Source organism: Bacteroides intestinalis (assembly GCF_003464595.1).
GTDB classification, from domain to species: Bacteria; Bacteroidota; Bacteroidia; order Bacteroidales; family Bacteroidaceae; genus Bacteroides; species Bacteroides intestinalis_A.
Window position 1 is genome coordinate 23,092 of the sequence record NZ_QRZF01000017.1, and the last position, 15,841, is coordinate 38,932.

The 15,841-nt window shown below is 41.6% G+C and carries 11 protein-coding genes and 1 tRNA gene; 9 read left to right on the plus strand and 3 right to left on the minus strand.

Translation table 11 applies throughout. From position 1 onward, the window contains the following. Nucleotides 1–18 precede the first annotated feature (18 nt). The 3 genes from kdsB (at nucleotide 19) to DWW10_RS19225 (ending at nucleotide 3,340) form a co-directional block, all read left to right on the plus strand. Nucleotides 19–768 carry a 3-deoxy-manno-octulosonate cytidylyltransferase gene (gene kdsB, locus DWW10_RS19215; protein ID WP_029427955.1) on the plus strand — a complete coding sequence of 250 codons (750 nt, stop codon included), beginning with the start codon at nucleotides 19–21 and terminating at the stop codon, nucleotides 766–768. Then, a complete protein-coding gene (locus DWW10_RS19220; RefSeq protein WP_022391321.1) occupies nucleotides 762–2,051 on the plus strand; it encodes a M16 family metallopeptidase in 1,290 nt (429 codons plus the stop codon). Before kdsB ends, DWW10_RS19220 begins: the two co-directional genes overlap by 7 nt. Before the next feature lie 125 nt (nucleotides 2,052–2,176). Further along, nucleotides 2,177–3,340, plus strand: a complete 1,164-nt coding sequence (locus DWW10_RS19225; protein WP_022391322.1) for an MORN repeat-containing protein — start codon at nucleotides 2,177–2,179, stop codon at nucleotides 3,338–3,340. Between the two features lie 98 nt (nucleotides 3,341–3,438). On the opposite strand, the gene DWW10_RS19230 is transcribed toward DWW10_RS19225, so the two are convergent. Next, on the minus strand, nucleotides 3,439–4,377 hold the full coding sequence (locus tag DWW10_RS19230) for a ribose-phosphate pyrophosphokinase (RefSeq protein WP_007214035.1): 939 nt from the start codon (nucleotides 4,375–4,377) through the stop codon (nucleotides 3,439–3,441). Between the two features lie 178 nt (nucleotides 4,378–4,555). Between DWW10_RS19230 and DWW10_RS19235 the strand changes: the two genes are divergently transcribed. From DWW10_RS19235 to fic, 5 genes are all read left to right on the plus strand, one after another. Then, nucleotides 4,556–8,902 carry a DUF5113 domain-containing protein gene (locus DWW10_RS19235; protein WP_118422107.1) on the plus strand — a complete coding sequence of 1,449 codons (4,347 nt, stop codon included), beginning with the start codon at nucleotides 4,556–4,558 and terminating at the stop codon, nucleotides 8,900–8,902. 11 nt (nucleotides 8,903–8,913) lie between these two features. Next, nucleotides 8,914–9,642, plus strand: coding sequence for a DUF5932 domain-containing protein (locus DWW10_RS19240; RefSeq protein WP_007214038.1), 729 nt, complete (start codon nucleotides 8,914–8,916; stop codon nucleotides 9,640–9,642). Further along, nucleotides 9,635–11,089 (plus strand): AbgT family transporter, encoded by a 1,455-nt coding sequence (locus DWW10_RS19245; RefSeq protein WP_029427959.1) that lies wholly within the window; start codon nucleotides 9,635–9,637, stop codon nucleotides 11,087–11,089. Before DWW10_RS19240 ends, DWW10_RS19245 begins: the two co-directional genes overlap by 8 nt. A gap of 100 nt (nucleotides 11,090–11,189) precedes the next feature. Further along, nucleotides 11,190–11,263 (plus strand) — tRNA-Arg (locus DWW10_RS19250). A 79-nt stretch (nucleotides 11,264–11,342) separates the two neighbouring features. Then, nucleotides 11,343–11,891, plus strand: coding sequence for a protein adenylyltransferase Fic (gene fic, locus DWW10_RS19255; protein ID WP_118422108.1), 549 nt, complete (start codon nucleotides 11,343–11,345; stop codon nucleotides 11,889–11,891). Between the two features lie 6 nt (nucleotides 11,892–11,897). Here the strand turns inward: fic and DWW10_RS19260 are convergent, their stop codons facing one another. Next, nucleotides 11,898–12,524 carry an HU family DNA-binding protein gene (locus DWW10_RS19260; protein WP_118422109.1) on the minus strand — a complete coding sequence of 209 codons (627 nt, stop codon included), beginning with the start codon at nucleotides 12,522–12,524 and terminating at the stop codon, nucleotides 11,898–11,900. A gap of 473 nt (nucleotides 12,525–12,997) precedes the next feature. On the opposite strand from DWW10_RS19260, the gene DWW10_RS19265 reads away from it, so the two are divergent. After that, nucleotides 12,998–13,753, plus strand: a complete 756-nt coding sequence (locus DWW10_RS19265) for a tetratricopeptide repeat protein (RefSeq protein WP_007218411.1) — start codon at nucleotides 12,998–13,000, stop codon at nucleotides 13,751–13,753. A gap of 72 nt (nucleotides 13,754–13,825) precedes the next feature. On the opposite strand, the gene DWW10_RS19270 is transcribed toward DWW10_RS19265, so the two are convergent. Further along, nucleotides 13,826–15,835: an alpha amylase C-terminal domain-containing protein gene (locus DWW10_RS19270; RefSeq protein ID WP_007218412.1), complete on the minus strand. Its 2,010-nt coding sequence runs from the start codon at nucleotides 15,833–15,835 to the stop codon at nucleotides 13,826–13,828. Between the last annotated feature and the right edge of the window lie 6 nt (nucleotides 15,836–15,841).

Here is a 15,841-nt window from a genome sequence, read left to right on the forward strand (position 1 = left end):
ATCGTAAATATAAACATGTTGAAGTTTTTAGGAATCATTCCCGCCCGTTACGCATCCACGCGTTTTCCTGCAAAACCGTTGGCGATGCTGGGAGGTAAAACTGTAATACAGCGAGTATATGAACAAGTGGCAGGTATTCTGGACGATGCTTATGTGGCCACAGATGACGAACGGATCGAAGAAGCTGTAAAAGCTTTCGGAGGTAAAGTAGTGATGACTTCCGTTAATCATAAAAGCGGCACGGATCGTTGCTATGAAGCATATACTAAAATAGGGGGAGACTTTGATGTCGTAGTCAACATTCAGGGTGACGAGCCTTTTATTCAACCCTCCCAACTGGAAACTGTAAAAGCTTGCTTCGACGACATTACGACCCAGATTGCTACACTGGTGAAACCTTTTACTCCTGAGAATGGGTTTGAAGCTTTGGAGAATATCAATTCTCCGAAAGTAGTGCTGAATAAGAATATGAATGCACTCTATTTCAGCCGCTCCATTATTCCTTATCAGCGAAATGCGGAAAAACAAGATTGGCTGAAAAATCACACTTATTATAAGCATATAGGATTATACGCTTATCGTGCTGAAGTTTTAAAAGAGATTACTTCGTTGCCGCAATCTTCGTTGGAACTGGCAGAATCGCTGGAACAACTTCGTTGGCTGGAGAATGGTTATACCATTAAAGCCGGTATTACCGAAGTAGAGACCATTGGCATTGATACTCCCCAGGATTTGGAAAAGGCTGAAGAATTCTTGAAAATATGTTAGACAGAACTATCCAGCCCCGTATTTGTGAGCCGGAACAACTGGCAGTGCCATCTCCCGAATGCCGGGTGATGAAAAATGGCATACCTTTATATATACTCAATGCCGGGGATAATGAAGTAGTCCGAATTGACCTGTTGATAGAAGGTGGACGCTGGCAACAGAGCCAACGCTTGCAGGCTTTGTTTACCAACCGGATGCTGCGCGAAGGTACCCGGCGTTATTCGGCCACGGCCATTGCCGAAAAGTTGGATTACTATGGTGCCTGGTTGGAGCTTTCCAGCTCGTCCGAGTATGCTTATATCACCCTTTATTCTTTGAATAAATATCTGCCGGAAACTTTAGATATTTTTGAATCTATCGTAAAAGAACCTCTTTTCCCTGAAAAAGAACTGGGAGTGATTATCGACAGCAATATCCAGCAATTTCTTGTGAACAGCTCCAAGGTGGACTTTCTGGCTCATCGTACTTTGATAAATGCCGTGTATGGCGATATGCATCCGTGCGGGCAATTAGTGCAGAAAGAGGATTATCAATTGATTAATCCTTCTGTTCTGCAATCTTTTTACGACCGATATTATCATTCCGGAAATTGCAGTATCTATCTTGCAGGGAAGGTCAGCGAAGACATTATCAGTCGTATTGAAACTCTTTTTGGAAGTGAACCTTTCGGCAAAGATTTCCGGAAACCGGAAAAACGGTCTTATGTTCCGGTAACTTCTTCTGAGAAACGTATTTTTACCGAGCGTGCCGATGCAATGCAAAGTGCTGTTCGTATGGGAATGCTTTCTTTGGATCGACGCCATCCTGACTATTTGAAAGTTCGCGTTCTGGTTACCTTGTTCGGAGGCTATTTCGGTAGCCGTTTGATGTCTAATATTCGTGAAGATAAAGGATATACGTATGGTATATCTGCCGGTATCATGCCTTATCCCGATAGTGGGCTGTTGGTTGTCAATGCAGAGACTGCCAATGAATTTGTAGAACCGCTTATCAAAGAAGTTTACCATGAAATAGATCGCCTGCAAAATGACCTCGTACCTGCCGAAGAACTTGCCATGGTGAGGAACTATATGTTGGGTGATATGTGTCGCAGCTATGAATCTGCTTTCTCACTGGCGGATGCCTGGATCTTTATTCATACTTCCGGCCTCCCGGACTCGTATGTGAGGGATGCCGTAGAAGCAGTGAAGACAATTACTCCTGTCGAGATACGCGAACTTGCCTCACGCTATTTGTGCAAAGAGACATTAAAAGAAATCGTATCCGGCAAAAAAATGTCATAAAAAAGGTGTGATACCCCTTCCTTTTAGCAGATTAATTGTATCTTTGTGCAAATACTATATGAGACGTGTAACAAGTTGCTGCGTTTACACGTCTTATTATTAAAATCGCTAATTTATAATTTTCAATGAAATATCTATATACTGCACTCATTCTGGTATTCATGTCCCAAGGCGGGGTGACGGCCCAGGAAAAGAAATCTGGTTTCTTCGACAAAGTAAAAACAACTTTTTCTTCTGAAATAAAGATAGGGACTCATACCTTCAAGGATGGCTCCGTATACACAGGTGAAATGAAAGGCCGTAAACCCAACGGAAAAGGTAAGACGGTTTTCAAAAATGGCAATGTCTATGAAGGTGAATATGTGAAAGGTAAACGTGAAGGATATGGTATTTATATGTTTCCTGATGGTGAAAAGTACGAAGGACAATGGTTCCAGGACCAGCAACACGGTAAAGGCATTTACTATTTCATGAACAACAACCGTTATGACGGTATGTGGTTTCAGGATTACCAGCAAGGCAAAGGTACGATGTATTATTATACCGGTGACATTTACGAAGGAGACTGGGTAAATGACAAGCGTGAAGGTCAAGGCACATATACCTGGAAAAATGGTTCCAAATATGAAGGTTCCTGGAAGAATGATAAGAAAGAGGGTAAAGGTACTTTTGTCTGGAATGACGGCTGTAAATATGAAGGTGACTGGAAGAACGATGTGCGTGATGGAAAAGGAACTTTCGAATATGCCAACGGAGATAAATATGTAGGCGACTGGAAAGATGATATGCAACATGGCAAGGGTATTTACTTCTTCCACACCGGCGATCGCTATGAAGGTGCGTATGTGCAGGGTGAACGTACTGGAGCCGGTATTTATTATCACGCCAACGGCAATAAATATGTAGGAAACTTCAAAGACGGCATGCAACATGGAAAAGGTGTATTCACCTGGGCAAATGGTGCAGTCTATGACGGTGACTGGAAAGACAATCAACGTGACGGCCGCGGAACCTATAAATGGAATGTAGGTGATTCCTACGAAGGCGAATGGAAAAACAACCAGTTCAATGGTCAGGGAACCCTGATTATGACAGACGGAACTAAGTATAAAGGTGGTTTTGTGAATGGTATGGAAGAAGGTAACGGTATACAGGAGGATAAAAACGGTAATCGTTACGAAGGCTTCTTCAAACAAGGCAAAAAACACGGTCCTTTTGTTGAAACGGATAAAAACGGAAAAGTAATAAAAAAGGGCACGTACAAAATGGGAAGACTGGAATTAAATTAAAAATTAATAATTAAAAATTAAAGGCTGCGCAGTTGTAACATCGCGCAGCCTTTAATTTTTAATTATTAATTTTTAATTTCTAAATTACCTTTGGCAATTTAGATAATGTATTGTGAACTGATAGACTCATTATTCACCACTCTCTTAATGGTTTCTGCAAACATATCAGCAATACTGAGTTGTTTCACTTTCGCGCATTTCTTAGAGTAGGGGATACTATCGGTAAATACGATTTCGGTCAGACTGGATTCCTGTACACGGAAAGACGCCGGATCGGACATTACACAGTGGCTTGCAATAGCGCGTACTGATTTAGCACCGGCATCCAACATAATGTTAGCTGCTTTGGTGATAGTACCGGCTGTATCTACGATGTCATCTACCAATACTACATTCTTATCGGTTACATCACCGATAATCTGCATGGATGCAACTTCGTTTGCTTTCTCACGTGATTTGTTGCACAATACCAGGGGAACTCCCAAATACTTTGAGAATGTACTGGCACGTTTGGAACCACCCACATCCGGTGTAGCGATTACAAGATCTTTCAATTTCAAGGACTCAATATAGGGGAGGAACACTGCCGAAGCATACAAGTGATCTACCGGAATGTTGAAGAAACCTTGAATTTGATCAGCATGGAGATCCATCGTAATCAAACGATCGATACCTGCTACTGAAAGTAAATCGGCTACTAACTTTGCGCCGATAGAAACGCGAGGTTTGTCTTTTCTGTCCTGTCGTGCCCAACCGAAGTATGGAATGACTGCAACAACGCTTTTAGCAGACGCTCTTTTAGCAGCGTCGATCATCAGCAGAAGTTCCATTAAATTGTCGGAATTAGGGAAAGTGGATTGAACCAGGAATACATGTGCGCCACGAATTGACTCTTCATAGGAAACAGCAAACTCACCATCAGCAAAGTGGGTGATGTTCATCTTTCCCAGAGGGCAATCAAGGCTTGCGCAGATTTTCTCTGCAAGGTATCTCGAGTTAGTTCCGGAGAATACCATTACGGGTGCTTTTTCGCTCATTTTGTAATAGATGTTACCTATTTGTTTAATACGGCTGCAAAGTTATGAATTTCCCGCTACATTCTACAAGACTTATTGTAGAAAAATCTTTTTTCTTTCCCGGATTTATTTGTAGCTTTGCTAAGTGAAACGGTTTCCTCATATACGATTGGTGGGCTTACTGTGTTTTTGCATAGTAATGATTTCTTGTGTGGGTACTGCTCCCACCAAGGAAGTATATCTTATCGATTCGCTCAACCAAGTGGCTTATTCTTATCGTTATAAAGACCTGGACTCTTCTTGTCATGCTGCCACACAAGCTTATGGAAAAGTAAATCTGTATAGTCAGGGGAAAGCGGAAGCATCCAATAATCTGGGTTTTTGCGCTTTTATGCGCATGGATTTTGAGAAAGCGGAGAAGTTTCATAAAGATGTGTATAGTCTCACGAAAAATGAACTGGAATTGCTGGTTGCCGATATCGGATTGATGAAAATCTATCAGCGGACGGCCATGAACAAAGAATTTTATGACTATCGGAACAGTGCCCTCCGCCGCATGAAACGAATAGATGAAGATAACAAGCTTTTCGTAGATAAGCACGAACGGTTGAGACTGAACTATGCACGCTCCGAATTTTATATCGTTTCCGCAGTTTATTACTACTATCTGCAACAACGTCCGGAAGCGGTGGCTTCCATCAACGAAATATATCCGCAGGAAGAACTTGTAGCGGATACGAACCAGTTACTGTATTATCATTATATAAAAGGATCGGCAGCACTTTGTGATGGTGAAACGGCGGATGAGCGTCGTTTGCGTGAATTCGACGAGTTGTATACAACTTGGAAAATGGCATCCCGCGGAGGATACTTGTATTTTGAAGGTAATGGAGTGCAGGGGCTTGCTAATCTGATGGCATCTCCCGATAATTATGACTTTTTCCAGGTCAGGCGTTCTCATGCATTGAAACAGTTTGATGTTCCCGTGGATTCTTTGTTGCCCATGCGTTTAGGACAATTGGCTTTGAAGAAATTCAAGCAATATAATGATGTGTATCAGATTGCCGGTGCCTATGTTTCTATTGGTAAATATTTGAATGCGCATGATAACTACGCCGAAGCATTGGATACATTGACGCTTGCCTTGGAGTGCGTGAACAGTCATCATCGCCGTTTTTATGATTGCCACGATAGCCTGGACTGGTTGAAAACCTATGATATACGGGATACCATTTCTTCAGAAAAAGCATGGATAGAGCGTAAGTTACGAACCGTTCCGGAATGGATTTCACGTATTCGCGAACAACTGAGTGTTACGTATGCCGGACTGGAAATGAAGCAACATTCCGATTATAATCGCAATATTTATCTGGATATTCTGGAAGATACCCGGCAGGATAAGGAGTTGGAAAGCCGTTATCAGGCTTTGGAAAGTGAAGCCCGGCAACTCAATATTTTACTCTTCTTCGTGATTGTCGGTTTTATACTGGTGGTTTTATTTTTTTGGATATTCAATAAGCGGTCTAAAGAACGTAATCATATCCATTTGCACCGTTTGAGGCAGATGTTGGACATTTGTCAGAAAATAACCGCTTCTATTCCCACGGACGCGCAGACGGAAGAAGAAATTGTAGATGCCATTCTTTCTGCTGTGCAGACAGATATAGAGGAACTTTTCAATGTAAAAGACATCCGGATAGAAGATGGGCAGTTGGTATTACCCAAACGTCTTACGAAGGATGAGAAAGCAATACTACATGTGATTGCTCCTTATATTACATGGGCGCTTGATAATGGCATGACTTCCATTTCGCTGGGTGACGAACGCCGCCGGTTGGAAAAAGAACGGTACGTGTACGAACAGCATATAGCCGGAAATAAACGTCAGAATCTTATAAAGAAAGCGTGTATGGCCATTGTGAACGGTATTCATCCGTACATAGACCGTATTATTAATGAAGTGCATAAACTGACGGAAAAGGGTTTTATCCATGACGAACACATCAAAGCCGAGAAGTATCAATATATGGACGAATTGGTGACAACCATCAATGAATACAATGATATCCTTGCTTTATGGATTAAAATGAAACAGGGTAGCCTGAGCTTGAATATAGAAACATTCGGGTTGAACGAGCTTTTCGATCTGATACGGAAAGGAAGCCGTGCTTTCGAAATGAAACAGCAGCAACTGGAAGTGACACCAACGGATACCTATGTGAAAGCTGACAAGGCGTTGACGCTGTTTATGATAAACACGCTTGCAGAAAATGCCCGTAAATATACTCCAAAGGGAGGCAAGGTAAAAGTCTATGCAAATCCGACAGAAGAATATGTGGAAATCTCAGTAGAAGATACCGGTTATGGTCTTTCTGAAGAAGATGTGACGCGTATTGTCGGTGAGAAATTGTATAATTCGCAGGAAATAGGCATACTGGATGCTGCCGATCGGGAAGAACTGCTAAAAAACAAAGGGAGCGGCTTCGGCCTGATGAATTGTAAAGGTATCATTGAGAAATACCGGAAGACGAACGAAGTATTCAGAGTCTGTTTGTTCAATGTAGAAAGTACTTTAGGGAAGGGCAGCCGTTTTTATTTCCGTTTGCCTACAGGAGTGCGTAAAACTTTGATGGTATTTCTGTGCATATTCTTTTCTATAGGTATGAGTTCATGCAATAAAGCAGTGGAGGAAGCGGTGATGCAACCGGATGAAATCTATGCGCAAACGGCTCAGGATTCTTTGTCATTAGCTGCGGAAAATGAGTTTGAAGCTCTGTTGAATGAGGCGTCCGACTATGCCAATGATGCCTATTATAGTAATGTGGAAGGAAATTTTGAACAGGCTTTGGAATATGTAGATTCTGCCATGTCTTGCCTGAATGCGCATTATAAAAGGTATGCCCGGGAGCCGCAGCGCTATATGTCATTGAGAGGAGAAGGGGAGCCGGGTGAGTTATCCTGGTGGAATGAGCTTTTCAATTCGGACTTTCATGTCATTCTGGATATCCGGAATGAGGCGGCTGTCGCTTTTCTGGCTTTGAAACAATGGGATGCGTACAGTTATAATAATGCCGCCTATACTACCATGTACAAATTATTGGGTGAAGACCAGTCTTTGGAAGAATATTGTCGTCAACTGGAACGTTCTACGAATAATAAGATGGTGGGGGTTATCCTGTTTATCGGACTTATAGCTATGTTGCTTTTAGGATATTACATTCTGTATATTCGTAAACGTCTTGTAAACCGTTGGAATCTGGAACAGGTCTTGGAAATCAATAGACAGATATTTGCTGCCTCCCTGATACAAGTTCCCGAAACAGAAGAGGCATTGCAACGGGAAGAAGATACCCTGAAAGCTATTCCTCAACGTATCGTTGACGAAGGCTTCGATGCCGTAAATGAGTTGCTAAGTATTGATCGGTTGGGAATCGCCGTTTATAATGAAACGACACATCAACTGGAATATGCGTCAAATTCTATAGAAAATGAGCTGTCCTCTGCGGGAGATAATGGAACATCTACGGCAGAAGATGAACTTTGGAAGGAAGTAGTTCAACGCTGTTTTGCACAGCATACTCAACTGTCCGCACCGGGATTTGAAGCTTTGCCTTTGGTAGTGGATGCTGCGGGTGATTCGCGCTGTGTGGGTGTGTTATATCTTGAACGGCAAGAGAATGTCGATCAAGAGACGGCTCATCTATTGTTGGAATTGATTGCGCGGTATATAGCGATTGTGGTCTTCAATGCAGTTGTGAAACTGGCAACAAAATACCGCGACATCGAAGCTGCACATGAAGAAGCACACCGGGCGTCATGGGAGGACGGTATGTTGCATGTGCAGAATATGGTGCTTGATAATTGTCTTTCCACCATCAAGCATGAGACAATTTATTATCCGAATAAGATCAAGCAACTCATTGGTAAACTCCGTTCAGGTATTCTCTCAGAAACGGAAGAAAAAGAGACGGTTTCAGCTATCAGCGAATTGATAGAATATTATAAAGGTATATTTACCATATTGAGTTCGTGCGCATCGCGACAGTTGGAAGAAGTTACGTTCCGTCGCGGGATAATTTCCGTACCGGAGTTGTTTGCTCTGGCAGAAAAGTATTTCCGTAAAGCAAATAAGGGAAAAGGGGTTGCTGTATCTTTCTCTACAAGAGCTATTGATGAAAGAGTGGTCGGAGATTTTATCCAACTCCGCTTCTTATTGGAGAATCTGATAGATGAAGCTTTGTCTGTTCCTCTGGATGGAGAAATACATTTGGCAGCAGCAGTAGACGGAGAATATATTCGTTTCCTTTTCACTGATATGCGAAGGACGAAAACCCGTGAGGAATTAAATCAACTTTTCTATCCAAACCTGGAACGTATGACGGCAACAGGAGAAAAAGGAGAGTTGCGAGGTACGGAGTATCTCGTCTGCAAGCAGATTATTCGTGACCATGATGAGTTTGCCGGAAAACGTGGCTGTCGCATCAATGCTGAACCGGCTGAGAATAGTGGATTTACAGTTTATTTCACGATACCGAGAAGAAAATAAAATTAAAGAATATGGAAGACAAGAAATTCAAAGTAATTATTGTAGAAGACGTCAAGCTTGAACTGAAAGGAACGGAAGAAATCTTCCGCCATGAAATACCTAACGCAGAAGTTATCGGTACGGCCATGACCGAAAGTGAATTCTGGACATTGATAGAAGCCGGAGTTCCTGACTTGGTATTGCTGGATTTAGGTTTGGGTGGTTCTACTACTATTGGTGTGGATATCTGCCGGAATATATTTAAGCGTTATCCGGGAGTACACGTACTCATATTTACCGGAGAAATTCTGAATGAAAAGCTTTGGGTGGATGTTCTGAATGCGGGTGCTGACGGTATTATTTTGAAAACAGGTGAGCTGCTTACGAAAACAGATGTACAGGCAGTAATGGATGGAAAGAAGCTGGTTTTTAATTATCCTATTCTGGAAAAAATTGTAGACCGTTTCAAGCAATCTGTTGCGAATGATGCCAAACGTCAGGAAGCGGTTATCAGTTATGATATCGATGAGTATGACGAACGTTTCCTACGCCATCTGGCATTGGGGTATACCAAAGATATGATTGCTAACCTGAAAGGTATGCCTTTTGGAGTTAAATCTCTGGAAAAGCGTCAGAATGATCTGGTAAACCGTCTGTTTCCACAAGGAGAGCGGGTAGGAGTGAATGCAACCCGTCTGGTTGTGCGTGCTTTGGAACTCCGTATTCTTGATATAGATAATCTGGAAGCAGATGATGAATAGCAAATGGCGTTTACCGCATCCGGCAACAATGTTTCTCTTGTTGACGCTGGCTGTCATTGTCTTATCATGGATATTTGACATTTACGGCCTGAGCGTGTTTCAACCGCAAACAGGGGAGGAGATACGGGTACAAAGTTTGCTTAGTCCGGAAGGTGTTCGTTGGCTGTTGCGGCATGTGGTTACTAATTTCACGGGGTTTGCTCCGCTGGGCTTGGTAATTGTGGCTATGTTTGGTATCGGGGTAGCACAACATTCAGGTTTTATAGATGCTTGTATCCGCGGTGGGGCACGTCGTAAGCATAATCCATGGCGCATGGTGATACTGGTTATTTTCTTGGGATTGCTTTCCAATGTAGTAGGTGATGCCGGATACATAATTCTTTTACCGATTGCAGCAACTTTATTCCATTCGGTCGGGCTGCATCCGGTTGCAGGTATTATTACGGCATACGTTTCTGTTTCGTGTGGGTATAGTGCTAACCTGATGCTGAGTACTTTGGATCCTATGCTTGCTGCCACTACCCAAGAAGCTGCGGACATGGCAAATGTGTCACCTGGAAATACAGGGCCTTTATGCAATTACTATTTCTTGTTTGCATCTACTTTTTTGCTGGCTTTTATTATTTATCAGGTAACCCGTCGTAATCTTCTTCCGGCTTTGGGGGAATATGCCGGTCATATTCGTTTCAATGGTTATAAGCAATTATCTCGCAAAGAGCGTCGTGCTATGATAGGTGCAGTATCTATTGGGGTGATTTATACAACCGTGATTCTTTGGGCTACTTTCTCTTCATGGGGTATTTTGCGTAGTGTGAATGGTGGTCTGATCCGTTCTCCTTTTATAGAGGGCATTCTGTTTCTGCTGTCTTTTGGTATCGGGCTTATGGGGATGGTTTATGGCTTTGCTTCCGGCCGTTATCGTACAGATGGAGATGTGATTGAGGGGCTTACTCAACCTATGAAATTGTTGGGTGTTTACTTTGTTATCGCTTTCTTTGCTGCTCAGATGTTTGCGTGTTTCGAGTATTCTCATTTGGATAAATGTATAGCCATTATGGGAGCGGACATGCTTTCGTCCATCCATCTTGGGAGTTTATGGATACTCATTCTATTTATTCTCTTTACAGCACTTGTGAACCTTATTATGGTTTCTGCCACTGCCAAGTGGACTTTCATGTCCTTCATTTTTGTTCCGTTCTTTGCCAATATGGGGATTTCTCCGGATATGGTGCAATGCGCTTTTCGTATTGGCGACAGTGCCACCAATGCCATCACTCCTTTCATGTTCTACATGCCTCTTATCCTTACTTACATGCAGCAATATGATAAGCAAGCGACCTATGGTTCATTACTGAAATATACCTGGAGATACTCTCTATATATATTATTAGCCTGGACTTTGTTATTTATTTTATGGTATGTAACTGGTTTACCATTAGGATTATAACATCTAATCGGATATAAAAGCATCTATTTACAAAATATTTTCTGCGTAAAATCTTTGCAAATTTCACAGAAAAGCGTACCTTTGCACCGCAATTAAGGATGGTTCCGTAGCTCAGCTGGATAGAGCAACGCCCTTCTAAGGCGTGGGTCTTGCGTTCGAATCGCAACGGAATCACTTTGAAAAGAGAGCTAATATACTGACAATTACAGTGTTTTGAGCTCTCTTTCTTTTTCCCTACCTCAAAGACCTGCGTATGAATACTAACGAAATAGATAAGTTAAGCCTCGTAAAAGCCCATGCTCTGTTTGATACTGGTGATATAAGTCGTATCGAAATAGGGACGGTAAAAGGATTATGCGATATACACTGCTATTTGTTTGACGGTTTGTATGAATTCTCTGGAAAGGTGCGTACTCTAAATATAGCAAAGGGAAACTTTCGTTTTGCCAACTGCATGTATCTTGATGTCATATTACCTGTAATAGAAAAAATGCCCGAAACGACATTCGATGAAATAATCGCAAAATATGTTGAAATGAACATAGCCCATCCTTTTATGGAGGGAAATGGAAGGACTATGCGCATTTGGCTCGATATGATATTAAAAAAGAATCTTAAAAGAGTTGTTGATTGGCGGAATGTGGATAAGTATCTGTATTTGCAAGCGATGGAGCGAAGCCCGATTAATGACTTGGAACTGCGTACTTTACTGTATCAAGCACTCACCGATCAGGTAGATGATCGGGAAGTAGTATTCAAAGGGATTACTCAATCTTATTATTATGAAGGCTATGAGCCATAGCCCAATTCAAGGTAGATTGTTTGTACAACTGCCTTCTACCTTCACATAATACATCTGATTCCCTCTGCCCATCTTTCGTATTAATCCTTTTTCCACGAATATTTTCAAGTCCTCTGTGGCCTTCCACTTCAGGCGTCCGGTTAAATTTGTATAGATGGATCGTGTGATAAAACCATTTTGTTCCAGATGCATCATCATTCGCCTTTCCAGTTCTTCTATATTTAACTGGCTGGAAGTGCGAAAAGCACGTTCAGGTACACGTTCTAATTCGCCTGCCGACTTCATTTTGAATTGTTTTGAAGCTCTGAAGCTTACCCCATTGAAACGAATGGAAGCAGCACGGATATCTGTTTTCTTAGCTACCATGCGTGATGCCTTAATTTTTCCGGCAAAGTAACCGAATTCACCAAGTTCTACACGGTATCCTTCACCGATGTAGCGTGCAGCTGTATCCATAATTATACTTAGTGCTCCCTCCAATTCACCTACAGTGTAGCCGGTTCCATACGAGGCCCTTTCCAGTAATTTGCGTGCAGAGAGTGTGCCGCTATATACTATGCTCGGGTAGAGTGTTTCCTTTTCACCCTCTTTTGTTGTGAGGGCGGGTTTCTTTTTCAGATCATAAAATGCCATGAGTTGCTTTATTTAGATATTCTTTTATACTGGTGAAATTAAATTAGGATGGTACATAAATTAACTTCATACAGCGCGATAACCAATTCCTTTTTATTATTAAATGTAGTCAGTTGATTATATCAGACTTATTGAATGTTTATAATCAGCCAATAAGTTGTTTGTTACCAACCTATCAGCTGTTTATAAACATCCTATTTCATTTATGCAGTAAAGGTATTTAGTTTATTGGATAAAAGCAATTAAATTGTAGATAGTTTCGAGTTAATTCTTTAAAAATATTTATCTGAAGAGTAACCGGTGGTGTATAGTACAGCCTGAAATGACAGTGTTTAACATTCAGTTCCTCTTGAAATTTACGTAAAATAACATTTGTTACAGCTGTCCTAAAAACTACAAAAAAGTTAAAATGGTTTTGCTTCTATAGCTATGAACACTAATTTTGGGATATCAACTTTTAAAATTTAAAGCACATGAAAAAATTTTTGTTATCCATTGCGCTGTGTTGTGCAGCAACTAACTTTTTTGCGCAAACTACAGAACCTGGAAATCTAATTAACGAAGGAAAGGCAGCACTCGAAGCCAAAAATTACCAGGAAGCATTTACAAAATTCAGTACCTACCTGACACAGACAAACAATCAGGACTCCGTTATCGCTTACAACTGCGGCGTTTGTGCCGATAAAATCAAAAAACCGGAAGAAGCTCTCAAGTATTTTGATATTGCTATTCAAAAGAAATACAATCTGGGAAATGCATATGTAGGTAAAGCCGGTGCATTGAAGGATTTGAAAAAAGACAGTGAGTATCTTGCCACTCTGAAAGAGGGTATAGAAGCAGCTCCGGAAAATAAGACATTGAAAAGACTTCATGCTAATTATTATCTGAATGCCGGTATTAAAGCACAAAAGGCTAATAAACTGGATGATGCTGAAGAAGCTTTCAAACAAGTACTTGCTGACGATGAAAAGAATACCAACGCATTGTACAGCTTGGGTACACTTTCTTATAATAAGGCAGCTTTAGTTCTGAAGAATGCAGCACCATTGGCTAATTCAGATAAAGCTAAGTACGATGCACAGAAAGAAATCGCTGACAAAAACTTCCAGAATGCTAAAACGTATCTGGAGCGTGCACTCCCCTTACTCTCGGCAGACAAACCTCGTGAAAAAAGTATGATAGATAATATTAAGAAACTATTGCCGCAAATTGAAGCGCAATTGAAATAATCTATCGAAAAGAAGAATAAGAAAGCCGTGTTGGAATTTCCCGACACGGCTTTCTTATTTATAGTATGTTATTTATTTCGTTTTCTTCAATACTACTGCTGTACGGGCAGGAATATATAACTTCAACCATTCCTTCTTCTCTTTCTCATAAAGAGGATCAGCAATAGTGAAATGTTTTACAGTGTCATCAGTCAATCCATTACCGCCATAAGCAGGATTATCCGTATTCAATACTACTTCATATGTGCCCGGAGAAACCAGGAAGCCATAATCGGTAAATGACTGTTTGGGATTGAAATTGAACACAAAGACATAATCCTTACGCATATATGCCAATACCTGATCGCCGTCATTGTGCCAGATTTCCTGAACAGGTGTTGCCTGGAAAGCTTTCACGCTCTTAATGGTTTTGAGCATATCAGCATCAAAGTCAGCCATATAGTGGTAAGTAAGATTCTTGTTATCTACCAGATCCCACTGACGACGGGCATACTTACATGACCATCCATTACCTTCACGTGGAAAATCAATCCATTCGGGATGGCCGAATTCGTTGCCCATGAAGTTAAGATAACCACCATTGATAGTACTTGAAGTCAGTAAACGTATCATCTTGTGAAGAGCAATACCACGATTTACTGTGTAGTTTTCATCACCTTTCTGCATATGCCAGTACATATCGGCATCTATCAGACGGAAGATAATCGTCTTATCGCCCACTAATGCCTGGTCGTGACTTTCTGCATAAGATATAGTCTTTTCATCTTTACGACGATTGGTTACTTCCCAGAACATGCTGGACGGTTTCCAATCTTCGTCTATTTTTTCTTTGATGGTCTTGATCCAATAATCGGGGATATTCATCGCCATACGGTAGTCGAAACCATAGCCGCCGTCTTCAACTTTAGCTGCAAGACCGGGCATTCCCGATACTTCCTCGGCAATCGTTATTGCTTTGGAATTTACTTCGTGGATAAGTTTGTTGGCAAGTGTCAGGTAGCAAATGGCATTGTCATCCTGATGGCCATTGAAATAGTCTCCATAATTACAGAAGGCTTCACCCAGTCCGTGACTATAATAGAGCATAGATGTTACACCATCGAACCGGAAGCCGTCGAATCCGTATTCCTCAAGCCAGTACTTACAATTAGAAAGAAGAAAATGGATAACTTCATTTTTTCCATAGTCGAAACAAAGTGAGTCCCAAGCCGGATGTTCACGTCGTGCGCCGGGGTAGAAGTATTGATTCGGATCACCGGCAAAATTGCCCAAGCCTTCCACTTCATTCTTTACTGCATGAGAATGAACGATGTCCATAATCACTGCAATACCCAATCCGTGTGCGGTATCGATCAACTCCTTCAATTCTTCCGGAGTACCGAAACGGGAAGAAGCGGCAAAGAAACTGGATACATGGTAACCGAAACTACCGTAGTAGGGATGTTCCTGAATAGCCATGATTTGAATGCAATTGTATCCGGCTTTAGCTATGCGCGGAAGAGTTTTTTCACGGAACTCGTTGTAAGTTCCTACTTTATCTTCCTGTTGCGCCATACCGATATGGCATTCGTAGATAAGCAAAGGATCCGTATTAGGTTTAAATGTACGCTTCTTTACTTTATATGGCTTTTCCGGTGACCAGACCTGCGCACTGAAAATCTTGGTTTGCTCGTCTTGTACCACCCGTGTTGCCCAGGCAGGAATACGTTCTCCGCAACCGCCTTCCCAATGTACAATGAGTTTGTATAAATCACCGTGTCTCATGGCATCTGCCGGAAGTTTGATTTCCCAAACACCATAATCCTTACGTTTCAGACTGTACTTCTTTAGTTCTTTCCATTCATTGAATGTGCCCACAATAAATATTTCTGTGGCGTTGGGTGCCCATTCACGGAAAATCCAGCCGTCAGCAGTACGGTGAAGTCCGAAATATAAATATCCCGAGGCAAAATCAGACAAAGTCTGTTTCCCTTTGTTCGTCAGTTCAGCCTCTTTGTCTAATACATGCTGATGACGGCCTTTGATGGCATCTTCGAAAGGTTCCAGCCAGGGGTCGTTTTTGATCAAATTCAATGTTTCCATAAAGGA

Coding starts and splice junctions, on each gene's coding strand:
- DWW10_RS19245 (WP_029427959.1), top strand. CDS start 9,635: ATGAATAGCAAATGGCGTTTACCGCATCCGGCAACAATGTTTCTCTTG.
- DWW10_RS19260 (WP_118422109.1), bottom strand. CDS start 12,524: ATGGCATTTTATGATCTGAAAAAGAAACCCGCCCTCACAACAAAAGAG.
- DWW10_RS19230 (WP_007214035.1), bottom strand. CDS start 4,377: ATGAGCGAAAAAGCACCCGTAATGGTATTCTCCGGAACTAACTCGAGA.
- DWW10_RS19240 (WP_007214038.1), top strand. CDS start 8,914: ATGGAAGACAAGAAATTCAAAGTAATTATTGTAGAAGACGTCAAGCTT.
- DWW10_RS19220 (WP_022391321.1), top strand. CDS start 762: ATGTTAGACAGAACTATCCAGCCCCGTATTTGTGAGCCGGAACAACTG.
- DWW10_RS19265 (WP_007218411.1), top strand. CDS start 12,998: ATGAAAAAATTTTTGTTATCCATTGCGCTGTGTTGTGCAGCAACTAAC.
- DWW10_RS19235 (WP_118422107.1), top strand. CDS start 4,556: ATGATTTCTTGTGTGGGTACTGCTCCCACCAAGGAAGTATATCTTATC.
- DWW10_RS19270 (WP_007218412.1), bottom strand. CDS start 15,835: ATGGAAACATTGAATTTGATCAAAAACGACCCCTGGCTGGAACCTTTC.
- DWW10_RS19225 (WP_022391322.1), top strand. CDS start 2,177: ATGAAATATCTATATACTGCACTCATTCTGGTATTCATGTCCCAAGGC.
- fic (WP_118422108.1), top strand. CDS start 11,343: ATGAATACTAACGAAATAGATAAGTTAAGCCTCGTAAAAGCCCATGCT.